At 56.0% G+C, this 23754-nt stretch carries 21 protein-coding genes; 13 read left to right on the plus strand and 8 right to left on the minus strand.

Translation table 11 applies throughout. From position 1 onward, the window contains the following. Positions 1 to 17: 17 nt before the first annotated feature. Positions 18 to 422 (minus strand): DUF3568 family protein, encoded by a 405-nt coding sequence (locus ACWHYZ_RS24245; RefSeq protein ID WP_447985233.1) that lies wholly within the window; start codon positions 420 to 422, stop codon positions 18 to 20. A 584-nt stretch (positions 423 to 1006) separates the two neighbouring features. Here ACWHYZ_RS24245 and ACWHYZ_RS24250 point away from each other — a divergent pair. Further along, positions 1007 to 2281 carry a deaminase gene (locus ACWHYZ_RS24250; RefSeq protein ID WP_447985234.1) on the plus strand — a complete coding sequence of 425 codons (1275 nt, stop codon included), beginning with the start codon at positions 1007 to 1009 and terminating at the stop codon, positions 2279 to 2281. 520 nt (positions 2282 to 2801) lie between these two features. Here the strand turns inward: ACWHYZ_RS24250 and ACWHYZ_RS24255 are convergent. From ACWHYZ_RS24255 to ACWHYZ_RS24265, 3 genes are all read right to left on the minus strand, one after another. Further along, the gene (locus tag ACWHYZ_RS24255) at positions 2802 to 4169 is read right to left on the minus strand and encodes a YhjD/YihY/BrkB family envelope integrity protein (RefSeq protein ID WP_447985235.1); all 1368 of its coding nucleotides are present in this window, start codon (positions 4167 to 4169) and stop codon (positions 2802 to 2804) included. A 113-nt stretch (positions 4170 to 4282) separates the two neighbouring features. Beyond that, a complete protein-coding gene (locus tag ACWHYZ_RS24260) occupies positions 4283 to 5641 on the minus strand; it encodes a TldD/PmbA family protein (protein ID WP_447985236.1) in 1359 nt (452 codons plus the stop codon). After that, positions 5638 to 7089 (minus strand): TldD/PmbA family protein, encoded by a 1452-nt coding sequence (locus ACWHYZ_RS24265; RefSeq protein WP_447985237.1) that lies wholly within the window; start codon positions 7087 to 7089, stop codon positions 5638 to 5640. Before ACWHYZ_RS24265 ends, ACWHYZ_RS24260 begins: the two co-directional genes overlap by 4 nt. 309 nt (positions 7090 to 7398) lie before the next feature. Between ACWHYZ_RS24265 and ACWHYZ_RS24270 the strand changes: the two genes are divergently transcribed. The 7 genes from ACWHYZ_RS24270 to leuD all read left to right on the plus strand — a co-directional run bounded on the left by ACWHYZ_RS24270 (position 7399) and on the right by leuD (position 14913). Next, complete coding sequence (locus ACWHYZ_RS24270) at positions 7399 to 9051, plus strand: acetolactate synthase large subunit (RefSeq protein ID WP_447985238.1); 1653 nt, start codon at positions 7399 to 7401, stop codon at positions 9049 to 9051. Between the two features lie 13 nt (positions 9052 to 9064). Further along, the gene (locus ACWHYZ_RS24275) at positions 9065 to 9697 is read left to right on the plus strand and encodes an MBL fold metallo-hydrolase (RefSeq protein ID WP_447985239.1); all 633 of its coding nucleotides are present in this window, start codon (positions 9065 to 9067) and stop codon (positions 9695 to 9697) included. Beyond that, positions 9694 to 10392, plus strand: coding sequence for a dioxygenase family protein (locus tag ACWHYZ_RS24280; RefSeq protein WP_447985240.1), 699 nt, complete (start codon positions 9694 to 9696; stop codon positions 10390 to 10392). Before ACWHYZ_RS24275 ends, ACWHYZ_RS24280 begins: the two co-directional genes overlap by 4 nt. Positions 10393 to 10590: 198 nt before the next feature. After that, the gene (locus ACWHYZ_RS24285) at positions 10591 to 11052 is read left to right on the plus strand and encodes a GNAT family N-acetyltransferase (RefSeq protein ID WP_447985241.1); all 462 of its coding nucleotides are present in this window, start codon (positions 10591 to 10593) and stop codon (positions 11050 to 11052) included. 53 nt (positions 11053 to 11105) lie between these two features. Further along, a complete protein-coding gene (gene zwf / locus ACWHYZ_RS24290) occupies positions 11106 to 12617 on the plus strand; it encodes a glucose-6-phosphate dehydrogenase (RefSeq protein ID WP_447985242.1) in 1512 nt (503 codons plus the stop codon). Between the two features lie 91 nt (positions 12618 to 12708). Then, complete coding sequence (gene leuC / locus ACWHYZ_RS24295) at positions 12709 to 14109, plus strand: 3-isopropylmalate dehydratase large subunit (RefSeq protein ID WP_447985243.1); 1401 nt, start codon at positions 12709 to 12711, stop codon at positions 14107 to 14109. 183 nt (positions 14110 to 14292) lie between these two features. Next, positions 14293 to 14913, plus strand: a complete 621-nt coding sequence (gene leuD / locus ACWHYZ_RS24300) for a 3-isopropylmalate dehydratase small subunit (protein WP_447985244.1) — start codon at positions 14293 to 14295, stop codon at positions 14911 to 14913. A gap of 9 nt (positions 14914 to 14922) precedes the next feature. Here the strand turns inward: leuD and ACWHYZ_RS24305 are convergent, their stop codons facing one another. Together ACWHYZ_RS24305 and ACWHYZ_RS24310 are read right to left on the minus strand one after the other, a co-directional pair. Beyond that, entirely contained in the window at positions 14923 to 15711 is a 789-nt protein-coding gene (locus tag ACWHYZ_RS24305; protein WP_447985245.1) for an SAM hydrolase/SAM-dependent halogenase family protein, read from the minus strand. Between the two features lie 212 nt (positions 15712 to 15923). Then, the gene (locus ACWHYZ_RS24310; RefSeq protein ID WP_447985246.1) at positions 15924 to 17396 is read right to left on the minus strand and encodes a protein adenylyltransferase SelO; all 1473 of its coding nucleotides are present in this window, start codon (positions 17394 to 17396) and stop codon (positions 15924 to 15926) included. Between the two features lie 97 nt (positions 17397 to 17493). On the opposite strand from ACWHYZ_RS24310, the gene ACWHYZ_RS24315 reads away from it, so the two are divergent. Further along, entirely contained in the window at positions 17494 to 17766 is a 273-nt protein-coding gene (locus tag ACWHYZ_RS24315) for a hypothetical protein (RefSeq protein ID WP_447985247.1), read from the plus strand. A gap of 549 nt (positions 17767 to 18315) precedes the next feature. On the opposite strand, the gene ACWHYZ_RS24320 is transcribed toward ACWHYZ_RS24315, so the two are convergent. Beyond that, positions 18316 to 19350, minus strand: coding sequence for a tetratricopeptide repeat protein (locus ACWHYZ_RS24320; protein WP_447985248.1), 1035 nt, complete (start codon positions 19348 to 19350; stop codon positions 18316 to 18318). Between the two features lie 98 nt (positions 19351 to 19448). Next, complete coding sequence (locus ACWHYZ_RS24325) at positions 19449 to 20936, minus strand: FAD-dependent thymidylate synthase (RefSeq protein WP_447985249.1); 1488 nt, start codon at positions 20934 to 20936, stop codon at positions 19449 to 19451. Positions 20937 to 21106: 170 nt separating this feature from the next. Between ACWHYZ_RS24325 and hisS the strand changes: the two genes are divergently transcribed. The 4 genes from hisS (at position 21107) to ACWHYZ_RS24345 (ending at position 23422) form a co-directional block, all read left to right on the plus strand. After that, positions 21107 to 22387 carry a histidine--tRNA ligase gene (gene hisS, locus ACWHYZ_RS24330; RefSeq protein ID WP_447985250.1) on the plus strand — a complete coding sequence of 427 codons (1281 nt, stop codon included), beginning with the start codon at positions 21107 to 21109 and terminating at the stop codon, positions 22385 to 22387. Positions 22388 to 22473: 86 nt separating this feature from the next. Continuing rightward, a complete protein-coding gene (locus ACWHYZ_RS24335; protein WP_447985251.1) occupies positions 22474 to 22794 on the plus strand; it encodes a DsrE family protein in 321 nt (106 codons plus the stop codon). Between the two features lie 9 nt (positions 22795 to 22803). Further along, entirely contained in the window at positions 22804 to 23148 is a 345-nt protein-coding gene (locus tag ACWHYZ_RS24340) for a hypothetical protein (RefSeq protein ID WP_447985252.1), read from the plus strand. 16 nt (positions 23149 to 23164) lie between these two features. Beyond that, positions 23165 to 23422: a hypothetical protein gene (locus ACWHYZ_RS24345; protein ID WP_447985253.1), complete on the plus strand. Its 258-nt coding sequence runs from the start codon at positions 23165 to 23167 to the stop codon at positions 23420 to 23422. Positions 23423 to 23754 lie beyond the last annotated feature (332 nt).

Raw genomic sequence — 23754 nt, forward strand, 5'->3', positions numbered from 1 at the left:
TGCTCATACCGACGCTGTCAGGAAAGATGTGGTTTGATTGCAGCAAGAATTTTGCGCGATCGAGCTTCGTCCCCTACGACACCGACCCTAATGGTGAGTCTGGTCCGCGAATCGGCAATTGAATTCAGATCAATCCACACATGAGTACCATCGGCCAGTTTCGACTCCACATGGGCCGCCAGCTTGTCCGACTTGTCTTCAGCGATAGGCAGATCTAGATCGCGCAGGCCCTGGAGTGTCGCTTCATGGACGGCCGTAATGGGGTGATTCAGCTCTTCCTGCAACTTGCCCATGACGTAGACCGCGCCCGCTACACCGCCCGCAGCTCCCACTGCCAATGCCACGCAACCTGAACAGAGGCACGCCAGGATCAACCCTATGATAAGCCCCTTACTGCGGCGCCATAGTTTCATCACTGTCATTCCGATTCCTCCGAAGATCCTAAGGTAAAACTAGAAAGCGATGACAGGCTACTTTTTGAGAAGGATGGAGTCAATTAAGAAATGCCAGCAATGGCTTCCGCTGGGGTGACCTAAGCGTTGTACCACCATCTGAGCTGGCACGGCCGAAGGCAAAAATTCTTGCGCTGTTCGAGAAAGGACCGATCCGGCCGAAAGCTTTGGTGGCTAAGCTGCACCCCCACTACGTCGGCATCCGATTCGACCGAGTCACCAAGCGATCAGTAGACGCGGCTCATGCCGCGCGGCTTCAACTCTTTGTACGCACAGAAAGATGTTCAGCCGATGAAAGCTAAGGAAATTATTTCGGATCTTCCACAAGGTATATAACTTACTCTTAGCTCTGGTTTATGAGTCACTAAATGATTTATTGACATTTGCATGACTTCTTCTATAGTAACTCCTGCCTAAGGGCATGAGGTCTTCCGTCGCTTGATCTACGCCAAAAGCATTTTACCTAGCAACTCTCAGCTCGTTTTCACACAATCGCTAACCCAATTTTCTTTCATGGATCCAATCATCCACTATACTGCGATCCACTGATTGAAATGCCAATAGACCGCAAAGCGCTCATACTTGGTATCACCGGATCCTTTGGTGGCGGTTGTACTACCTTAGCAAAAGCACTTGCGGCTCCTGGATATAAAAGAGTCTCGTTATCTGAACCGATTAAGCTGGAATGGAGCGAACGGGAGAAAAGGAAAAAAGCGGAAGCGATAAGAAAAGAACCGCAAAAGAAGGAATTGCAGGATATTGGCAATGAGCTAAGAGAATCAAAAGGGGCGCATATCCTCGCTGAAACCTCAGTACAGCAGGCGGACACCCTTGGCGATGGATCTCTTGTTGTTTTTGATGGAATCAGAAACGCCGAGGAGGTAGATTTTCTCCGACATACATTTCCAAATTTCTACCTCATAACCGTCTGGTGCCCACAACATATAAGATGGGATCGAGTAAAAAACGAGTATAAGGACAATCATAAAGAATTCTTAGAGGACGATAAGAGAGACCATAACGAGGAAACCACTCACGGACAACAAGTGCAGCTGTGTGTTGATAAGGCTGATATTGTCATAAGAAATGATGATTCGCATCATCCAGAGGCAGCGGCAGTTCAAGCTTTGAAGAACAAAGTTGCCGAATATCTGTCATTGTTAAAGGGCGAAACAGTGCGTGCACCTCACCATGATGAAGTAGCAATGGCGACAGCATTTACACATTCCTTACGATCACAATGTTTGAAACGTACGGTTGGAGCTGTGATAACAGACCGCAAAGGTAGAGTCATCGCCACGGGATACAATGAAAATCCAGAGCCGCTCACACCGTGTCCAAAACTCTTCAACTACTGCTATAAAGATGCTAGGTTGCGAGAGCAGATTGAATCCATGGTAGCCAAGCGTCCTGCTTGTCCGCTATGTGGCGAACACATAGAAGATTTTAAATCACTTGGCGAAAACTTCAGCTGTAAAAAGTGCCGTAAGAGTCTAGCGCTTGCCTATGCACCTGATAGAGGAATGTCTCGATGTACGGCAATTCATGCGGAGAATATGGCCATCATGAATGCCGGAAAAGAGAGTCTGAGAGATGCCATCCTTTACACCACTACTTTTCCTTGTTCCCAATGTGCTCGGCAGATCACCTATGCGGGGATTAACGAGGTCGTGTATATCGAGCCTTACCCCGACCCCGATTCAAAAGATTTCCTAGAAAAATTCGCACAGGTACGGGTCCGCGTATTTGAAGGCGTAAAGGCCAGAGCATATGAGCGAGTGTTTGGCAGTGTGCGCGGACACAATGAAAAGAAATATTCACTCAAATAATCGGAGGTGCTCTCATGGCTGGAACATGCCCACAATGCCAGAGAAATAGCCTTGAATATAGTGAAGTAAGGAAGGCTGCATGGTGTTTGTATTCAGAGTGCAGATTTGAAGAAGAAATCAAAACCTATAATAGTTACATCAGCAAATACGAACGTCCGACGGTCGATGAAATTTGTCAGGATTAGATTGCCTGACGATTGGATGACAGTCCCTTAACACTTTCAGTCAATCTTCGCACGTGCTCACTCAAACGGGCGACCTAAATACGTCAGCATCCACAGGGCCAGCAAATACACACTCATAAGCGAGTGAATCCCCGAGCCAGTTCCACCCCAGCCGGGCGCGGATCGTATATTCACCGGGCTGCAGGCAGGCCATCCACTTTCCCACGTTCAGTTCTCGCCAGCCCATTTGAAATGACGACAGCGCGGCTTTAATTTAAATAGAGTTCGACGAAGAACGCCAATGCCCAATGGACCGCGCGACGGCGGGGTGCATCATATTGGTCGCGCTCGAACCTTCACGCCCGGATCTGTGCGGCCGATTTTTGATGGGGCCCTTGAGCAAGCGACCGGAGGGTAATTCCGGCCAGCGCGTCTTTGACGGCACGGTCGCGACGTTCCAAGACACGATCCACTTCATCGGTTACCTCACTTCGCAGACCGCGCCCGATTGGGACTCCGTCTCGAATGGCTTCTAACACTTCCGCGACTGAAATCAGTTCCGGGGGTTTCACCAACCCGACGCCTTCAGGCTGTACCATTCGACAGAGAACGCCATATCTGACCAGGTCATCGATCTGCTCCTCGACAACAGACACGGGAACATCGAGCTCGCAGGCGAGTTCTGAAGGTTGAGACGGTGGCTCACCCTGAAGATAGCGTCGCGTAATGTCCACGAGCAAAACCAGCACCAGGCGTTCTCGAAAGGCATAGGACCGGTCTGCCCAGAGGAACTGCGTGAGGTAGGCGGCAGGATACTGATGGAAGAAGGCCACTTGGGCCCCGACTAAAATGATGACCCACCCGATGTATAGCCACAAGAGGAACAGGACCAGAATGGCAAAGCCTGAATAGATGGCGCTGTAGTTGGATGAAGCCGCGACGAAGGCAGCAAACGCCTCCCCGGCGATTGCCCATAGCAAGGCGGCGGTGACCCCGCCGACCAGTGCGGATGTCAATCGCACATAAATATTCGGCACGAATTTATACAAAAATGTGAAGAGCCCGCACAGGAGCACGAACGGCATGAACTTAGCAGCCCAGACGGCGACATAGCCAAAGGGCTGCAGCCCAAGAACCCGCTGAACCAAGGCATTGCTTTGGACCGAGGCGAGCAGTCCAAAAGCCGTCACCACAAGCACCGGTCCCACCAACACGACACTGAGGTAGTCCGTAAACTTTCTTCCCCACGAGCGCCCCTGCCGTACGCGCCAAATAGCATTGAACGTCGTTTCGATTTTGTCGATCAGGGAATAGGTGGTGTACAGAAGCCCCGCGATGCCGACGATTCCAAGGACCCCCACCTCCACGTTGTTGACAAACCCGATCACCTGGTTGGTGATTTCGGTTCCCTTCGGTCCGAGCGGTTCCAAGACTTGCTTCAGGACCGGCTCTATCATTTGATGCACGCCGAAGGACTTGAGGACGGAAAACGTGACGGCGAGAAAGGGCACGAACGACAGGAGTGTTGTGTAGACCAGTCCTGCCGCCCTCGCATCCAGCAGGCGATTGCTAAACTCTGTCGCCGCCGCCCAGATCAGCCGAAGGAGTTGCACGCCGACCCGTTGCAGGCCGTGCAGCGAATCGACCTCAATGACCCAGAGGTCGTGTTTCAGGAATTGTTCGATGCGAGCGATCTTGCCCATGGCACGTGATGCTCCGGGCATGCGGACCTCCACCTTTCCTTCATCGTAACTTCACCACCGGAGAGGAGCAAGACGGCTAACGGGCAATCACGTATCGGCGGTGATGGGACAACCTTTTCCAGATTCGAAACTGCTTAGAAGCGTGTCACGCTGGAGAAATTGAAATCGGCAATCTTCATGGCGGGAAGCTGCATTTTCCAGTTTTCGTTGGAGACGGCATCGGTGGGCGCGGTGAACGCTTCCACATTGCTGAACGCGCGGAAGGGGCTTTCGTGCCAGCGGAAGTTCACGAGCGGCGTGGCAATCCGGCCATCTTCGATGAGAAAGACGCCATCACGGGTCATGCCGGTGAGGGTCATATCGGTGGGGTTGACGTCACGGATGTACCAGAAATTGGTGACGAGGATCCCGCGCGGCGTCGACCTGATCAACTCGTCGATATTGGCGGCCTCGGGGCCATCGCCGGATAAATACGGCGCGTCCAACGCCGGCGACGGATGGACGTGATGTTCTTGCGCGGTGTACCGATCATAGCGGAGTTGCTTGAGCACGCCGTTTTGGATCCAGGCTAACTCTTCGGCCGGCAGCCCTTCGCTGTTGAATCCGTTGCCGAGCAGATCGGGATGCCGCGGTTGATTGCTGAGCGTGAGGCGACGATCCATGATGAGCCGTCCCAACTTGCCTTCGTACGGGCTGGTCCGCTTGTAGAACGATTTGGCATCCATCGCCCAAATCATCGGACCGATCAGGCAGGCGATCGCGGATGGTTCGAGAATCACCGTGTACCGGCCGGGCGGCAGTTCCTTTGGTTTCGCCGCTCGCTTCGCCTTTTGAATGGCCAGCCGGGTTCGCCCGGGTACCTCCAATGCATCGATCGAACGATGCACGTTGGCCGCCCAGCCGCTGGCCTCGCCTCCTATCGCGGTGATGCTGAACTTCGCTTCGGTGCGCGGCTCATAGGCGAACAAACCCGTCTTGGCGGCGAGCCCCACCGCCGCGACTGATGAGGCGACGATGCCCGCTGCGGTGAATCCACCGGCTTGGCATTGCTGGATGGCCTCGGCCGCATACATGATGCGCTTTTCAGGGCCGGCCAGCGCCGTGTCCTCGCGCATGGTCTCCAGCGGCACATACTCCTGTGGCGGCAGCGGCTTCATATATTCCGGATCTTCCGGCGAGACGCGGGCAATCTCGGTCGCGCGCCGGACCATGTCACGGATGGCATCTTCGCCGAAATCCGTGGCGGTCGCAGTGCCCTGCTTTCGCCCAAACGCCACGGTCACGGCCAAGGAAACTCGGTGCGTGTTGACGTTTTGGACGATTTGATTGTTGGCGAACCGGGTAGTGCCCGCGCTGGCATCGTGGAGCGAGAGAAAGGTCTGGTCGCCTTCGGACACCTTCAAGACGAGATCGGCCAGCCGGCGAAACTGATCGCGCGTGATCAGACCTTCGGCATTGACGACATCACTGGCATCGGGACGCTGATCCGTCATGCCCCCGCCTTTCCAGGGATTACACTGATGTTGCGAAAGCGCGCGTGGGCAGCGGCATGGGTCATCCACCCGGACTGGCCGGGTTGGCCCTTGCCACACGTGATGAAGCCGAAGCGCCGACGATGCGAGGGATCGGCCACGGCATCGCACTTGCCCCAGAACTCCGGCGTGATGCCATGGTAAATCACGTCGCGTAGCATGTGTGTGCGCTTGCCGTTCTCGATCAGCCAGAAGGCATCGCCGCCGAATTGAAAGTTGTACCGGCGCTGATCGATGCTGAAGGAGCCGTGGCCTTCGATATAGATGCCGCGCTTGATGTCGGTAAGCATATCCTCGACAGAAGCTTTTCCAGGCTCCAGGCCGATGTTCGCAATGCGGACCATCGGCACGGAGCCCCAGCTATCTGCGCGATTCGATCCTCGCGAGCGCGTCTGGCCGATTTTTGGCGCCACCTCGCGATTCGTACAATAACCGACAAACATGCCTTCGCGAATGATGTCCCAGCGCTGGCACGCCACGCCGTCATCGTCATAGCCGGTCGCGGCCAGCGTGTCCGGCTCCGTATTGTCGGCGACGAGATTGATGTGTGGCGAACCATAGCGAAAGGAGCCGAGCTTGTCTGTCGTGAGAAAGCTCGTGCCGGCATAGTTCGCCTCATAGCCGAGCGCGCGATCCAGTTCGCTCGGATGCCCGCACGATTCATGAATGGTGAGGGCAAGGTGTTCGGGATCGAGCAGGAGATCATATGCTCCGGCTGCGACTTCAGGCGCTTTGACTTTTTCGACGGCCTGCGCCGCGACGCGTGGGCCTTCCTTGAGAAATTGTGCGTCGCTGATCAGCTCATAGCCCGTCCGCAAATGAGGCGTGTTGAAGCTCCGAGATGCAAAGCGGCCCGCATGCACGGCAGTCGCTTCGAAATCACCCTCAACGGCCAACAGGTCGAATTGCAGCTTCGATCCTTCGGTGGACGCAAACACTTTTTTATCCCGCCGGGCCCACAGGCTGGCGCTGCTGCGGGCAATACCCGCCTGCTTGTGCAGGGTTTCCATGGTCTCCAGCAGGAGGCGGGTTTTCTCTTCGAGGGGCACGGCAAACGGATCCACGCGCGCCGACGTGACCACGGAATCGACATGGACCGGCTCGTGACAGAGCGTGACAGGATCGTTGACGAGACGTGCCGATCCCTTGGCAATTTCAACGGCCAAATCGGTGACGCGCCGCACTTCCCCGGCCGTCAGCACGGAACTGGACGCGAATCCCCAGGCACCATGATAGAGCACCCGCACGCCAAACCCGCTGTCTTCGCTGTCCTGAATGCGGGCGATCCGGCGATCTTCACCGTAGAGGACCTGCGTCCGGCTCTCCAGCATACGGACATCGCCGTACTCGGCCCCGCTGCCTTTCACGCGGTTCAGGACCAAGTCGACGACTTCATCACGATCGATCATCTTACCCATTTTGCTCACTATACCGTTTCCCGCCGGACTTTTCGATTCCCTCTAGCAGGATGTCGAAACAGGTCATCAGCTTCGTTCTCGCCGCTTCAAAGTCCTCAACGTAGCCCAGAGGCTACGCCTGCGGCTTTGACTTCGGCTGCGGCCTTGCTGGATGACCTGTTTGAACATGCTGCCGTGCCTTCCGGTTTCAATTAGGAAAAAGCTGCGATGGCCGAGAGAGTCAGATGCGGCAGTAGCTTCCATAAATAACTTCGTTTAGGACGACTTGACCAGGGCGTTGAATGGTCTGATAGTGAATCTATGAAAGCCGCAGAACTGGTCGTGCATTGTCTCGAAAATGAAGGCGTACGTTTCTTGTTTGCCTTGCCGGGGGAAGAGACCCTTCATCTTACCGATGCCCTGCTCGATTCCCGCATTCGCGTCATCACGACTCGACATGAACAAGGCGCGGCATTCATGGCGGATGTCTACGGCCGCCTCACGGGTAAGGCCGGCGTGTGCTTATCGACCCTCGGGCCCGGGGCGACGAATCTGTTGACCGGCGTGGCCGATGCCAATATGGATCATGCGCCTCTGGTGGCTCTCACAGGGCAATCGTCGCTCGACCGCATGCACAAGGAGTCGCATCAGTACATTGATGTCATGACCATGTTCAAACCGGTGACGAAGTGGCAGGCACAGATTACAGTGCCGGCGGTTATTCCGGAAGCCTTTCGGAAAGCGTTCAAGGTCGCCCAAACAGAAAAGCCCGGGGCCACGCATCTGGAGTTGCCCGAGAATGTGGCGGCCGGCATGAGCGATCCCGAAGGCGATCGTCCTTTGTTGGTGCAGGGGCCCATGATGCCGGAACCGCTTCACGCGCAAGTCCAACGCGCGATTCACCTCATTCAAGGTGCTCGGCGACCGTTGATTCTCGCCGGGAATGGTGTGGTCCGGCGGCAGGCGCATGAGGCCGTCCGGCAGTTTGCAAGACGCCTTAATATCCCCGTCGTCCATACCTTCATGGGCAAAGGCATCATGCCGGATAGCGACCCGCTGTCTCTCTATACCATCGGCTTTCGCTGGCGAGACTATTCCAATCTCGCGATGGAAGAGGCCGATGTAGTCATTGCGGTCGGCTATGACTTCGTCGAGTATGCGCCATGTTTTTGGAATCCCAACCGTGACAAACACATTGTCCACGTTGATCTGACGCCGGCAGAAGTGGATGCGCATTACATTGTGGACGTCGGCGTGCTGGGCGATCCGGCCTTATCACTGGAGCACATCGGAACCGGATTGAAACCGTTCAAGCATGACTGGGCAAGAGCACAGCGGCAGCGCGTGGCAAGTGGGCTTGACATGGAGGCAAGCCACACACATGCTGGACCGCCGCGGCCACAAGATATCATTCACGCGCTACGGGCTGTCGTGCAGTCGGAGGATGTCGTTGTCTGCGATGTCGGGGCACACAAGCTCTGGATGGCACGCATGTTTCCCTGCGAACTACCGAACACGTGCATCATCTCCAACGGCTATGCCGCCATGGGCATCGGATTACCAGGCGCCATCGCGGCAAAGTTGGCTTATCCCGATCGCCGGGTAGTCACGGTCACTGGAGACGGGGGTTTCCTGATGAACGTGCAGGAATTGGAGACAGCCGTGCGCGAGCACTTGCCCATTGTCGTGCTCGTCTGGCGGGACGATGCGTATGGCGTGATCCGTTGGAATCAACAGAACGTGTTTGGGCGAACCGGCCTGGTCGAGTTCGGTAATCCCGATCTGGTGAAGCTAACGCAGAGCTTCGGCGCCAAAGGGATGCGCGTCACCGCTCCATCTGAGCTTCGGCCCTGTCTGGTTGAAGCCTGTGGGCACGATGGCCCTGTTGTAATCGATTGCCCGGTGGACTATTCGGAGAACATGAAGTTAACTGAGCGACTACGCGCGCTCGAAGACGCGTCACCATCGTTCTAACCAAGGGAACACCATGCCCGAACCCAAAGGAACCGCCAAGCCGGCAGGAGAGGTTGCCCCACGCGTCTATCGGTGGACGATGCATGACGACCGCATTGATTCCCAAAGCGACAGCTATGCCGCCGTGGAGGATGGTCGGATTGTATTAATCGATCCGTTGCCCATGGCTGAGCAGGATTTGACAAATCTTGGAACTGTCCACGCGATTGTCTTGACGGCCTCATGCCATGAGCGGTCGGCGTGGCGTTATCGCCGGCAATTCAATGTGCCGGTGCATGCGCCGGCCGGGGCCGTGGATTTCGAAGAAGACCCCGATTTTTGGTATGACCAAGGCGATCATCTCGCGGGCAATCTCATCGCGATCCATACGCCGGGGCCGACCGAGGCGTTTTACTCGTTCTATCTGGAGCGCGACGGAGGTGTGGTCTTTTGTGCTGATTTGTTAACGAACTATCGTGGTGGGCGGTTGGCGTTTGTTCCCGACGAGTATCAAGATGATCCCCGACGGACACGGGACAGTGTAAAGCATTTGTTGAACCTTCCGTTTCAGACGCTCTGTCCGAATCATGGCGATCCGATTACGTGTGGCGCGAAAGATGCCATCCGTGAGGCGCTCAGCCGCGATGCGAATCAGAGGAAGACATGAAGCCATCTCATGTGCCTCCTTGCATATCACGGCGCAGTCTCCTGGCTGGACTCCTCGGTCTTGGCGGGACATGGCTCGCCTCGATACTTGTTGGACGAGCCGCCGATCGCGACTGCCCGATCACGCCAGCTCAAACTGAAGGGCCCTATTATCCACCGAAGACCTTGATTGACGCGATGCTCGATCAGGACAACGATCTGACCCGCCTCAACGGACAAGCGGGAAAGGCCACGGGTGCCATCGTCTATGTGATGGGACAGGTGCGCGATCACCAGTGCCGGCCCCTCGAAGGCGCCGTGGTCGAGATCTGGCAGGCATCGGAGAACGGACGGTACAGCCATCCACGGGATCGCGATAACCGGGCGCCGCTCGATCCGAATTTTCAGTATTGGGGCAAGAGCGTCACCGATCAGGAGGGACGTTATCTGTTCAAGACGATCAAGCCGGGCTCCTACCAAGCGGGCCGCCATTGGACAAGGCCTCCGCACATTCATTTCAAAGTCTCGCATGCCAACTTTCGCCCGTTCATGACCCAAATGTATTTTGCGGGAGATGCTTACCAAGCCACGGATTACATTCTGAACGACGTGCCGGCAGACCAGCGCACTCGCGTCATTGTTCAACTCGACTCACCCGGTGAAGACTACGAGCGGGAAGCGCGCGTCGGCCGCTTCGATCTGACGTTGTTGAGGTAGGACAATTCTCCTCGATCGTGAATGGCAAATCCTCTCCATTTGGGCTAGGATGCCGACCGTTCAGCATAGCAATACACGGGGCAGTCGACCGTGATGTCTGAGCCATAGGAAAGCCGACGGCCCGGGGTCTTATGTCATGGGTCGGTATTGACGCTTCCTTTGCATTCCTGATTTCGACACTATCACCATCACACTGCGATGCTGCACATACGAGTCGCCGGCGAGCACGACTTTTCATCGATCCTTGACATACAACGCCAGGCCTTCGCCGAGTACGAAGGCACGTACAAAACTACCGGATGGACGACTGAAACGATGGAGGATCTTCACCGCGATGCGGGTGAGAAGAAGATTCTCGTGGCCGAGTGGGATGGCACGATGGCCGGTTCGGTGCGATTTTGGACGGTGGGCGGCGTGTGCGTGATTCGATTGCTGTCCGTCAGTCCAACCTTTCAGCGCCGTGGGATCGGCAAAGCACTGATACAAGCCGTGGAAGCACGGGTCACAGATGCTCACAAGTTGTATGTTTGCACGATGTTGCGGACGACGCGCAACGTGACGATGTTTCTCAATCTTGGCTATCGACCCGAGTCGCTCTTGCCCGATCACTACAACCGCATGGATATGATCTGTTTTTCAAAGTATCGACAAAACCGTTAGACGTTCATGCGCGGTATAATGGCTGAAGTCACCGTTATCGCAGGGGGGCCGTAATGAGCACCGATTCTTCCGATCCCACTCAGATGTCCGGCGTGATGGTCATTTTCGGCGCCGACGGCGATCTCGCCAAGCGGAAGCTGATCCCATCGCTCTACAATCTTGCGGCGGGCCATCACCTGCCTGAAGAATTTGCGGTCGTCGGGCTCGCTCGGACGAACATGACGACAGAGGAGTTTCGCCAGAAGCTCAGCCGCGACATTTGCGACTTCGCGACGATCCCGGTGGATCCCAAGTTATGGGACTGGTTGCAACAACGAATCTATTATGTGCCGGGTGAGTTTCAAGACCCTCAGGCCTACGTTCGACTTCAAGAGGCCCTCAAGGACGTCGCGATGAAGCACCGCACCGGCGGAAACTACCTGTTTTATCTCGCGACCGCGCCCAGTTTTTTTGCACTGGTCACCGAACACTTGACGCGGCAAGGGCTGACCGCCCAAGCGCCGGGGACATGGCGACGCGTTATTCTTGAAAAACCGTTCGGGCGCGACTTGGAGTCGGCCAGGGAGCTCAATCGCCAACTGCGCCAGCACTTGGAAGAGAACCAAATCTATCGCATCGATCATTATTTGGGAAAAGAGACGGTTCAAAACATCTTGGTGTTCCGATTCGGCAACGGCATTTTTGAGCCGATTTGGAATCGTCGCTATATCGAGCATGTCCAAATCACGGTGACGGAAACGCTCGGAGTCGAGCACCGCGGCAGTTACTACGAGCAGGCCGGCGCACTCCGCGACATGGTCCCGAATCATCTCTTGCAGCTCTTGTCCTTCGTCGCCATGGAACCGCCGAACTCGTTTGATGCCAATGCCGTGCGGGATGAAAAAGCCAAGGTGTTGCGCGCGATCCTCCCCTTGCATCCGATCGAGGTGCTTCGCTCCACCGTCGCGGGCCAGTATGGTGAAGGTTTCATGGACGGCAAAGCGGTGCCGGCTTATCGCGAGGAAGCGCACGTCTCGGCGCGATCGAACACGGAGACCTTTGTTGCGCTTAAATTGTTCATCGATAGCTGGCGCTGGGCCGATGTGCCGTTCTATCTGCGCACCGGGAAACGTCTGGCGAAGCGGCTGACCGAGATCGTCATTCAGTTTAAGCGGCCTCCATTCATGTTGTTTCGCAAAACACCGGTCGATCAGCTGGCGCCCAATATGCTGATCATTCGCATTCAACCCGATGAAGGCATCTCGCTGTGCTTCGACGCCAAGATTCCCGGCCCCGCCGTGCGTGTCGGCAAAGTCGATATGGATTTCCGTTATTCCGAATATTTCGGCGATGCCCCGCAGACTGGCTATGAAACCCTCCTGCACGACTGCTTTGTCGGGGATGCCACACTTTTTCAACGGGGGGATACCGTTGAAGTGGGGTGGTGTACGGTCCAACCGATCCTCGATGTGTGGGCATCGTTGCCACCTGATGGCGTGCCTATCTATCCTGCCGGTTCGTGGGGCCCTCGTGAGGCGGATGAGCTCATCGAGCGGGAGGGGTTCAAATGGTGGAACAGCTGCTAGTCAGGCCGGTGCCGAACCTGCCGGCTCTCGTCTTTCAGATCATCTGATAAAACTGCTATACTTCTTGCCTTGCTTCAATCAGGAGTGAGTCATGCCTGGCAAAACGTTATTCGACAAAATTTGGGACGCCCATGTCGTGCGGGAGTCCAATGGAACCACCCTCCTCTATATTGATCGCCATCTCGTTCACGAAGTCACGTCGCCGCAAGCGTTTGAAGGTCTTCGTGCGGCCGCCCGCCGACCGCGACGCCCGGCGACGATTTTGGCCGTCCCCGATCATAATGTGCCGACCACGGATCGCCGACTGCCGATTGCGGATGCCATCAGCGCGACGCAGATCCGCACACTGGAAGACAATTGCAAGGAATTCGGCATCACCCTGTTCGGCATGAATGACATCCGTCAGGGGGTGGTACACATCATCGGTCCCGAGCAAGGCTTCACCTTGCCTGGCATGACGATCGTCTGCGGGGATTCGCACACATCCACACACGGCGCCTTCGGTGCCCTGGCGTTCGGAATCGGGACCAGCGAAGTCGAACACGTGCTGGCGACGCAGTGCTTAGTGCAGACCCGGCCAAAAACTATGCTTGTCACGGTGGATGGATCCCTGTCGGACCGGTGTTCGGCGAAGGATATCATCCTGGCCATCATCGGGAAGATCGGTACGGCAGGCGGCACGGGCTATGTCATAGAGTACGCCGGATCGGCCATTCGCGCGCTGACAATGGAAGGCCGCATGACGCTCTGCAACATGTCGATCGAGGCCGGCGCCCGAGCCGGGATGGTCGCTCCCGATGACACGACGTTCGCCTACATTAACGGACGGCCGATGGCCCCCAAGGGCGAGTTGTTCAACCGCGCTGTCAAAGCCTGGCGGCAATTAGCCAGCGACCCAGATGCTGTCTACGATCAGACGGTTGCGCTGCGAGCAGAGGACATCGCTCCGCAGGTGACCTGGGGAACAAGCCCGGGAATGGTCTCCGGCGTGGACGGAACGGTTCCGGACCCGCAACAGATGCCCGATGAGAAGTCACGCAAGGCCACCGAGCATGCATTGAAATACATGGCACTGACGCCCGGCATGCCGATTACGCAGATTACGCTCGATAAGGTCTTCATCGGATCCTGCACGAATGCCCGCATCGAAGATCTCCGTCTGGCAGCGCACTATGCGAAGGGGAAAAAAGTGGCGAGCAGCGTCCATGCCATGGTCGTGCCGGGATCCGGTCTGGTGAAGAAACAAGCCGAGGAAGAAGGTTTGGATCGGATTTTTAAGGATGCCGGGTTCGAGTGGCGTGAAGCCGGGTGCAGCATGTGTCTCGCGATGAATGCCGATGTGCTGCAGCCGGGCGAACGCTGCGCCTCGACCAGCAATCGTAATTTCGAAGGACGTCAAGGCGCAGGCGGACGGACGCATTTAGTCTCCCCCGCGATGGCGGTAGCCGCAGCGGTCGAAGGACATTTCGTAGATATTCGGACGTGGTCGTAGGGACGCTCAAAACGGCGATCTATCACACCCGCCCCGTCCTAGGCGCGCTAAGACGCACCCATTCTCGAGGCAAGGCCACAGGCGAAGAAGACACCTGAGGCGCAGCCTCTGAGCTGCGTTGAGGATGCCTTCGAGACGAGAACGAAGCTCGACGCGGTTTTCAGCATTTCACCGAAGGAGTATATGCAACCGTTTACCACATTAACCGGAGTCGTCGCGCCGCTGGATCGCATGAACGTCGACACCGATCAGATTATTCCCAAGCAGTTCTTGAAAACGATCAAACGGACGGGCCTGCGGGAAGGATTGTTTTTCGATTGGCGGAAGCAGAAGGATGGGTCGCAGGATCCCAACTTTTTCTTGAATCAGCCGCGCTACCAGCATGCGACCATTCTACTGACCCGAGACAACTTTGGCTGCGGCTCATCACGCGAACACGCTCCTTGGGCGCTGCTCGATCAAGGCTTTCGGTGCATCATCGCACCGAGCTTTGCTGATATTTTTTATAATAATTGCTTCCAAAACGGTGTGCTGCCCGTCGTCCTCAAAGCCGACGAGGTGCAGGCGCTGTTTCAGAATGTCGCGACAAAAGAGGGATATCAGGTCAGCGTGGATCTTGCTGCTCAAGCGGTCACGACCGATGAGGGCACGTCCTATCGCTTCGACGTCGACCCGTTCCGGAAAGATTCCCTGCTCAAAGGACTCGACTCCATCGGCCTGACACTTCAGCATGAGACGCAAATCTCAAGCTATGAAGCGCGCCGTGCGGCCCTCGTGCCGTGGCTCTTTCCGGATCTTCAATAGGGAGGCCGTTTACTGCTTCAGCTCGATCCGCGCCCCAATCGGCGGCCGTTTGAACCGGTCCCACGCGTTGCCGCCGCGAAGAAATAATTCTACCCACCGCACCTGTTCGCCCTGCTTGGTCTTCCACCCACTGCTGCCCGGAGCGAACGCCAGCAGCCCGGCTTCGACCCCGAATGTTCCGTCACTCACGAGCGCGTCGTGCGTGACCCCGTCAATCTGTATCGCGAGCTTCATGCCGGCGCGGAACCTCTTGTTGTCAAATCGGATGGTGGTCTTCACATTGCCATAGCCGTCGATGTAGGCGACGCGGGATGCCGGCACATCCGGAATGAGGCGCGGCTCGATATCCTCGGCCAAGGCTTGAGACCGGCCGAGTGCAATCGCAGCCGCCGTCTGAGGGAAGAGATCGCGTGAACGAAATTGCGAGCCCTCCGCCTCAACAGCTGCCCATCGTAGTTTCTCCGCCTCATCCCGAATGAACGAAAAGGCATGGCCCGCATTCACGCCAATGACTCGGACGCCGGTCCGTAATCGTGCATAACTGAGTCGCTCGCCGGCATTCGCGGGCCGAGCGGTATCATCATCCTCTCGCGGTGCGACATTATGATACACGATGGTCCCGGGGGGCGCCGGATTGAGTGCTAATTGAGCGACGCAAAAGCCGGCAGCCAGCGTGCAAAACGGCGGGACCGGCGTCAGGACCGGCTCAGCGTCCGGCAGATGGAGCTTGAGTCGCTGAACGACCTCTGCAAACGCCAAATCCCCCTGGCCATAATCTGCCACGATGTGCACGAGCATAGGTACCCGTTAAATACTCCCTTGATTTTCCATCCTACCGCCTTATGGTGCATCTTGATATCGGATCGACAGGAAGCTCCTCTTGGAGGATGCTCAAAAAGGTCAGCAGCAAGGCCGCAGGCAAAATCGCCACCGGAGGCGTACCCTCTGAGGTACGTTGAGGATGGGTGACGAGCCGAGAACGAAGCTGATGAGCTTTTTCAGCATCCTTCTTAAGATGAGCAGCTGACGCTGATATGCTTCCCCCAATTCGGCGGTGGCGCAGCATACGTTTCCATACCCGGCTGCTCTGCAAAGGGATCGCGCAACAGCGCATGGAGACGGTCGATTTCAGAATAATCCTTTTTGCCCGTCGCCAGCTCGATGGCCTGTTGGGCAAGGTAATTCCGGAGTACGTACTTCGGATTGATCCGGTTCATGCGCTCCCCGCGTTCGGCATCCTGACTCCGTTCGCTCTTCAGGCGCGCACCATAGCGTTGTGTCCAGGCATCAAAGGCGGCACGATCTAGGAAATAATCGCGGAGCGCATGGTTCTCCGCGCCCGGTTCCGTCCGAAAGCCGCTGAGCGCCCGAAAAAAGATCGTGTAGTCGACTCGATTGCTTTGTAGTAAGGCCAACAGGTCGGTCACAAGACCGCCGTCTTCCTCGGCGCTCTCCTGGAGTCCTAACTTACGACACATTAATTCCGTATAGTACGCATTGAGCTCGGACTCATATGTGTGTAATGCGGCTTTCAGCGGCTCCTGAGAAGCGAGCGGCAGAAGGGCCTGCGCCAGACAACTAAGATTCCAGAGGCCGATATACGGCTGCTGATCGAAGGCATATCGGCCATGATGATCGGAGTGGTTGCAGATGAAGCCGGCATCATAGTCATCCATGAAACCGAACGGCCCATAGTCCAGCGTTAACCCGAGAATCGACATATTGTCCGTGTTCATGACGCCATGCGCAAAGCCCACGGCCTGCCACTGCGCGATGAGCCGTGCCGTGCGGCTCACGACCTCAGCGTAAAATGCGACGTAGCGGTCAGACATACTGATGAGGTGCGGAAAATGTTGCTCAATGACATAGTCGGCAAGTCGCTTCAGATGGTCAACTTGACGTCGATAGTAGAACACTTCGAACGACCCGAAGCGGACATGGGTCGGCGCCATTCGTACCAGCATCGCGCCGGTCTCGATGGACTCTCGCCAAACCTTCTCGTCGCTGCCGATGATGCACAGCGCACGGGTGGTCGGAATACCGAGCCCATGCATGGCTTCGCTGCAGAGATATTCGCGGATTGTCGACCGAAGAACGGCACGGCCGTCGCCGTCACGCGAAAATGGCGTCAAGCCTGCCCCTTTAAGGTGGAGATCCCATTTTTGCCCTTCGCCGCTCCTCACTTCGCCGAGCAAGATTGCCCGTCCATCACCTAACTGACTCACGTTGACGCCGAATTGATGGCCGGAATAGAGCATGGCGATGGGGTCCCAGCCGGGCAGCAACCGTCGTCCACCGAAATAGTCAATGAAGTCGGGACGCCTGCTCTCTTTTGGATCGAGACCGATCAGACGCGCCGCGTCCTCATTGAAACTAACGAGATACGCGGGCTCAGTAAACGGCGTGGGCAACACGCCGCGATGAAAGGCTTCAGGGAGCTGCGCGTAGGTATTATCGAATACAAGATGTTCTAGCGTATGCATAGGTCATTATGACGTATGGTGCCGGCTCCTACAAGATTTGCGCGGCTTGTCTTTGGGCTGGTGGTTGTCTACAATACGACTTCAATTTCGAGGAGGAATGGTGAAAGGGGTACGGTTCGAACGGTTGGGAACGGGGCGGTACTATAACGTGATTCTGCATGTCGGCAGCACGTATGTGCCGGTCAGCGACGAAACGGTCACCGAACTCAAGACGCAAACGCTCCTGTCCCCTGATCGCTTTTTAGAACTGCTCGTCGAAAAGATCGGCTACTCCTCCTACCTCAAAGAACAGATCCGCAACGAGCTGAAGAAGGCCGGCGATCCGGTGACGCAGATTACGGTACTTCAAGGCGCCATCCGCGAGCTCTAGCCAGGCCGCTGAAAACGGCATCATTTCACCCGCGCCGCCCCAGGCGCGCCAAGACGCGCCGCTTCCCGAAGCTTCGTTCTCGGTTCGCCTGAATCCTCGACGTAGGGCGAGGCTACGCCTCCGGTTAAGGCTTCCCTGCGGTCTTGTTGGATGACTCTTTTGAGCAGGCTGCACTGTGAGCCTCTGTTTTCTAACTACACAAACAAGAATAGTCAGTTAGATTTCCACTGGGCGTCTCTTACCAGGCGTAGCAACCAGTCCATAGGACTGGGTACAGGAGAGGCAAGCTGCTCAAAACGGTTCCCAGCAAGGCCGGAGGGAGCTTTGACTCCGAGGCGTAGTGGTAGCTACGTCGAGGTGGGCAAGCGACTGAGAACGAAGCTGGGAGCTGTTTTCAGCACGCTACGGCGACTACTCTCTGTCGTTTTTCTCACAATACAGAACAAGAGTGGGAGGCGTCGGTTTGATGTCCAGTGCGCGCATCCACCGGGCATCTTCCGAGCGTGCGCGGTGCGCGAGCACAGAGATCTGGCCGACGCCTCCACATCCCTACAGGTCCCAGGTGCCGCCTGCCTTAAACGCATACGACATAATCGTACTCTTTTTGTCCGGGTCTTTTTCAAACTTCAGGGCTTTGGCGTAGAGCTCCACGGCCATGTCGGGTTTGTTTCGTTCTGCGTAGATTCGAGCGAGCCCGAAGTGTGCTTGCGCGTCTTCGGGATTTCCCTTGAGCGCCCGATTGAAACGTTCCATGGCTTCTTGTTTGTTGCCTCCGTCAAACAAAATCCAGCCCAACGCCGTTTCCGCTGGTGAGAAATCAGGATCGGCATCCAAGGCCGCGCGATAGGCCTTGATGGCGAGATCGACCCGGTTTTTTTGGTGGTAAATATCTCCCACTGAAAAATGCACCTCGGCATCTTTTTCGTTTAGTTTGAGGGCTTCCTTGTACTCAACAAGCGCCGCCTCCAGTTTGCCCTGCTCGGCGAGAGCGCCGGCGAGATTGGCATGGGCCAACGGATCACGAGGATTTAGTTTAATCACTTCGCGATATTGCGGGATGGCCATCTCATACTGGCCTTGCTGCTGATACGCTACGCCTAAGTTCGTCCGAGCCGCCGTGAACGTGGGATCCAATTTCACCGCTTCACGGTATTCCTTGATGGCCATGTCCATGCGGTCGGCCCGTTCATGAATCTGCGCGAGGAAGTAATGCGGTTGTGGCGCGAGCGGGTCGAGCCGAATCGCATCCTTATACCGGCTGACGGACTGTTCGGACTGACCGGACTGCGCTAGAAAGAGTCCGGCCACGAAATGAATGTGAGCGGTGTCCGGGTGTTCCTTGAGTAGACAATCAACCCAGGTTTTAATGACTTCGATATCAGCCAGTTCTTGAAGTGCGCGTGCGTGTGTTTGCCAGGCTGCGCCGAATTCACCCCTGATCAGTTGAACGACATTGAGCACAAAGTACGGGCGAGGATCATGACTGAGGCCAATCGCGCAGACCCATGCCTCAGCGGCGGCCGAAACGGTCGTCCACTCGCCTCGAACAAGCGCATCTTCAATTTTCTTGGCATAGTCAATCATATGATTCAGCTCTTCACGCTGACCTGTTTTCTGCCGTCAGTATAACATTCGGCCTTCGACTGTGCGGCGAGACAGCACCGCAGGCGTATCAGCAGCCTTCATCTTGTGAGGGTGTCTTCTTCGCTCGGCGGTGTCGCCTGAATCTTCTCACCCAGAAACGGATATCGCTCCGCGATCTTTTCCTTCATCTGCCATGCAATGGCGCGATATGACCAGTGTCCTTTCACACCGGATCTGAGACGAGCAATATATTCCGCCTCGGCATAATCCATTTTGAAGAGGCAGCGAACTTTGAATCCAAATGGAATGGCGTAGAGCGCGGCTTCCTGATCGGATCTCCGAAGCGTCTCGATATCCATTTTTACCGCGTCCATCGCCGCTCGATAGTCACCATCCAGGCCCGCCTCCGCCAAGGCCGGTGGAACGTCATAGCCATGCGCAGCCGTAAAATTCTGTTGGACTTGCTGACACCGGCGATGCCGATGCAGATCGCGCCATCCTCCAATGTCCATCAGAATGTCAAAGACGAATCCGTAGCCGCTTCTGAATTCCTTGATCAGTTCATCGTACGCCCCGCGTCGGCGTAGCGCCACGTCGATCAAATCGTGTTTTTGCTTGTCTGTCCAACCCTGCACGACTTGCAGGACGACCCTATACGGTGCGTGGCTGACGCGATAGAGGAGAGTCGCCGCCACTTCATCGACGGGATGATGGGGCTCGATCAAATCGACCGGCGGCACAGGAATCGCCGTCGCAGCCGCCATCTCCAGGCCGGCAGCCTTGAGCGGATCTTTAGCGAACCGGGCCAACTCCGTATAGACGTCGGCCTGATAAACGTTCGGCATGGCATGGCGGGCCAGCGTCGGAGCTAATGGCTCGGCCGGCCCTGCCTGGTGGCCGGATAGTTCGCCCCACAGATTCATCGGCTGTCGACTGCAGGCTTCTTTGAGCTCTTCTCCGATGAGCCGGAGTTCTGGAAGCTGAGATGACAAAAGCCGGGTAATCTGTTTCTCCAACGTCCGGATACTGACCACTTGCCCCACATTGGTTCTGACCGAGAGCGGAAGCAGATAGCGGGTCACGTCGAAGGTGCGCGCCGCAATCGTCCGGTCGTAATCCGCGGGCTTCATGCTGTCCGGTCGAGGCGTGCGTGCGGACAGGAAGGCCTTCAATGGGTCGTGCAGTAACTGGTACGCATTGAACAAGCTGCCCAGTATGCCGCGATACACGCCTTCCGTTTCTGTCCCGCGGATCGCGTCGGGGACGTAACAGCCGCTGGGACCAAAGTTTTGATAGCGGCTTGATTTAGCCTGTCCGTCCCACAGTGGTTCATCTTCCAAGCGGATCGCGGCGAGCTCGGAGATGTGTTCAAAACAGACCATGGCATGCCCCAGATCGGCAATGGAGCCATGTCCATAGGCAAAATAAAACTGCTCCCAAAACTTTTCCGATGAATGCGAGTGCACCCAACGAATGCTGTCTTCGATCGAGTCGGGGGAGCGGCTATAGCGTGCCAGGGCATACGCCGACTTCTCCGGCGGCATCGGGGCCACCGCAATCACCCGACGATGGGGACCATCCTGCATCGCGCCATCCTTCTTTACTGTGTGTCCTTCATCCTTGCAGAGGCGCACTATACCGCCCGCTTCCAAGCTCCTGCAAGCATTCCCATTCATGTCCGGTTTCGTTGACTTGACCCACCCCCGCGGTTATATTCCTTCCTCTTACGTTCGGATCATCAACTGGCTTCGTCTCTATGATTCACAGTATCAAGGGCGTCAAAGACATTTTGCCGGATGAAATTCGCCGATGGCAGACCATCGAAGCGGCGGCTCGTCGCCTCTCCGGTTTGTTTGGATTTCGCGAAATTCGTGTGCCCATTTTTGAGTTGACTGAGCTGTTTGCGCGCAGCATCGGGGCCAGCACGGATATCGTTGAAAAGGAGATGTATACCTTTGCGGATCGCGATGGAAAACTACTCACGCTTCGACCCGAAGGAACAGCAGGGGTCGTGCGCGCGTATATCGAACACAATTTGAGCGCCTCGGCCACTCTGCAAAAATATTTTTACCTGGGTCCCATGTTTCGCCATGAGCGCCCACAGGCCGGACGCCTCCGTCAATTTCATCAGTTCGGCGTTGAATCGTTCGGCAGCGCAAGTCCCCTGGCTGACGTGGAAGTCATAGCTCTGCTCTGGCGATTTCTGACCGAGTTACAGTTGCCCGGGCTGACGCTGGAGATGAACAGCCTGGGCGATCCGGCGGATCGGACCGCATACAAAGCGGTGCTCGTCGATTTCCTCCAGCAACGGAAAAACCGGCTGTGTCAGAATTGTCAACGACGGATGGAGACGAACCCATTACGAGTCCTGGATTGTAAGGTTCCCGAATGTCGGACGGCGACTGAAGATGCGCCGAGCATCCTGAACTCGCTTTCAACGAAGTCACGCACGCATTTTGATGAGGTGAAAGATGGCCTGGGGAATCTCGGAATCCCGTATGTCATCAACCCTCGCCTCGTGCGCGGCCTCGACTACTATACTCTCACGACATTCGAAGTCACGTCCCAGCACTTAGGCGCCCAGAATGCGGTTGGCGCCGGAGGCCGGTATGACGGACTGGTGGAGACCTTAGGTGGTCCGAACACACCGGCCATTGGATTTGCCGTCGGGCTTGAACGAGTCTCGCTGATGCTTCCCGACTCGGTCGTTCTTCCCATCCCTGACCTCGTGGCGGTTGCGGCCTTTGGAACGCAAGGGTCTCCCATTGGCGCCCGTATTCTGAATGATCTCCGGTCGGCCGGAGTGCCTGCGGACATGGATTCTCGCGCTACTTCCTTAAAGACTCACCTGCGCCAGGCGGATCGCATGGGCGCATCGTATGTCGTCATGATAGGCGATGACGAGGTCGCGAAAGGTCGAGCGCTCATCCGAAACATGCAGACAAAAGAGCAAGAAGAAATACCCCTTTCCACTGTAGCTCTTCACCTATCTGAACGACTCCGACAAGACAGGATTTCCGGCCGATTTTGCAGTTGACATCCTGGCCTATAAAGAGTACTTTTTCCTTGGACAATCAATAAGTAATGCAGTTTGAGCCTTCTTGATTGACCCTGTTGATATCTATGCAGAAAAAGAAGCTCGGGATCCTGTTATCTACCCCTCCTTCTCATCCGAATCTGTCAACAGTCACACGGCTCTGTGAAGAAGGTCTGCGGTCGAATGTCGACGTGTATCTGTACCTGATCGATGAGGGAGTCAAGAATCTCACGGATCAGCAGTTGCTCGGTCTTTCGAAAACGGGCGCAAAGCTGTTTGCGTGCGCGTATGGATGTCAGCAGCAAGGGGTCTCGACCGCGAATCTTGATCCCGGCATTCAATTGTGCGGTCTTGTCGTTCTGTCGAACATCATCAATGGATGTGATCAGTTTGTCGCATTCAACTAGTGGAGATTTGTGCCTGCGAGTATTGTCGTCGTCATCCAGGAAGACCCTCGAAAATCAGGACGGGCCGTTGAAGCGCTCCGGATTGCGCTAGGGCTCGGCTCGGGAGAGAACCCCACAACGGTGATACTGCTCGACCAGGCTCCTCTTCTGCTCTCCGAGGACACGGATGATGTCGTGGACGTAGATATTCTTGAAAAACATCTGCCGGTGTTCAAAGAACTTAGTATTCCGTTTCTGCTTGAGCCCAACAGTCGGTCACGGTTTTCTCTCGATACGGATTTCGAGATGCGCGAGGCCGCTCAATCCGACATTGCCACTACCATTGCGACTGCCGATCGTGTCCTAGTGTTTTGAGCGAAGATGTGATTGATTGCGAAAAATTCTCTATCTCGTGAAAGATTCCAATCCTGCTCGCACGAATCTCTTGGCATCCGATCAGACATCGGGCAAAGAGATCGCAGTCGTGCTTCTTCAGGATGGCGTCAGCCTCACCGATCTGCCGACGAACCGTGTCTATGCATTGTCCGACGATCTGCGTGCTCGACACATCACGTCGTCGTATCCGGTGATTTCATACGCGGATGTCCTTCGTATGATGTTCGAGGCCGATGCAGTCATTGCACTATGAACACCTTCTTCTTCCGATGAATTAGTGCGGACAAGCCATTTCGGAGTAGTAGAAGGAAGAGTAGGGCGTGGGGAAACTGGTGACATTATCTAAGTGCGCAATATCCAACTGTTTTCGGCATTCATCAAAGGCCACTTTCTGTGGCGATCATGTGGATGAGTCGTGTATGGATGTGGGACAGGTGTGAATAGAGCCGTCAGGAAACTCACTGTGGAGAAAATGTTGATGCCGAAGATGGGGTCTCGGCGAACATCATGAATCCTAATTCGTTGAAAACCAGGTGGTTTATCAACAGATGTTTATAAGCCTGTGTATAACTGGAGGGCTGGGGA

This window comes from Nitrospira sp. Nam74, assembly GCF_965152615.1.

What these genes read in the sequence shown, in the direction of transcription:
- ACWHYZ_RS24310 (WP_447985246.1), bottom strand. Translation starts at nt 17,396, where the DNA reads ATGCATACGCTAGAACATCTTGTATTCGATAATACCTACGCGCAGCTC.
- ACWHYZ_RS24255 (WP_447985235.1), bottom strand. Translation starts at nt 4,169, where the DNA reads ATGCCCGGAGCATCACGTGCCATGGGCAAGATCGCTCGCATCGAACAA.
- ACWHYZ_RS24285 (WP_447985241.1), top strand. Translation starts at nt 10,591, where the DNA reads ATGCTGCACATACGAGTCGCCGGCGAGCACGACTTTTCATCGATCCTT.
- ACWHYZ_RS24260 (WP_447985236.1), bottom strand. Translation starts at nt 5,641, where the DNA reads ATGACGGATCAGCGTCCCGATGCCAGTGATGTCGTCAATGCCGAAGGT.
- ACWHYZ_RS24270 (WP_447985238.1), top strand. Translation starts at nt 7,399, where the DNA reads ATGAAAGCCGCAGAACTGGTCGTGCATTGTCTCGAAAATGAAGGCGTA.
- leuD (WP_447985244.1), top strand. Translation starts at nt 14,293, where the DNA reads ATGCAACCGTTTACCACATTAACCGGAGTCGTCGCGCCGCTGGATCGC.
- leuC (WP_447985243.1), top strand. Translation starts at nt 12,709, where the DNA reads ATGCCTGGCAAAACGTTATTCGACAAAATTTGGGACGCCCATGTCGTG.
- hisS (WP_447985250.1), top strand. Translation starts at nt 21,107, where the DNA reads ATGATTCACAGTATCAAGGGCGTCAAAGACATTTTGCCGGATGAAATT.
- ACWHYZ_RS24265 (WP_447985237.1), bottom strand. Translation starts at nt 7,089, where the DNA reads ATGATCGATCGTGATGAAGTCGTCGACTTGGTCCTGAACCGCGTGAAA.
- zwf (WP_447985242.1), top strand. Translation starts at nt 11,106, where the DNA reads ATGAGCACCGATTCTTCCGATCCCACTCAGATGTCCGGCGTGATGGTC.
- ACWHYZ_RS24245 (WP_447985233.1), bottom strand. Translation starts at nt 422, where the DNA reads ATGACAGTGATGAAACTATGGCGCCGCAGTAAGGGGCTTATCATAGGG.
- ACWHYZ_RS24280 (WP_447985240.1), top strand. Translation starts at nt 9,694, where the DNA reads ATGAAGCCATCTCATGTGCCTCCTTGCATATCACGGCGCAGTCTCCTG.
- ACWHYZ_RS24250 (WP_447985234.1), top strand. Translation starts at nt 1,007, where the DNA reads ATGCCAATAGACCGCAAAGCGCTCATACTTGGTATCACCGGATCCTTT.
- ACWHYZ_RS24335 (WP_447985251.1), top strand. Translation starts at nt 22,474, where the DNA reads ATGCAGAAAAAGAAGCTCGGGATCCTGTTATCTACCCCTCCTTCTCAT.
- ACWHYZ_RS24320 (WP_447985248.1), bottom strand. Translation starts at nt 19,350, where the DNA reads ATGATTGACTATGCCAAGAAAATTGAAGATGCGCTTGTTCGAGGCGAG.
- ACWHYZ_RS24315 (WP_447985247.1), top strand. Translation starts at nt 17,494, where the DNA reads ATGGTGAAAGGGGTACGGTTCGAACGGTTGGGAACGGGGCGGTACTAT.
- ACWHYZ_RS24275 (WP_447985239.1), top strand. Translation starts at nt 9,065, where the DNA reads ATGCCCGAACCCAAAGGAACCGCCAAGCCGGCAGGAGAGGTTGCCCCA.
- ACWHYZ_RS24305 (WP_447985245.1), bottom strand. Translation starts at nt 15,711, where the DNA reads ATGCTCGTGCACATCGTGGCAGATTATGGCCAGGGGGATTTGGCGTTT.
- ACWHYZ_RS24325 (WP_447985249.1), bottom strand. Translation starts at nt 20,936, where the DNA reads ATGCAGGATGGTCCCCATCGTCGGGTGATTGCGGTGGCCCCGATGCCG.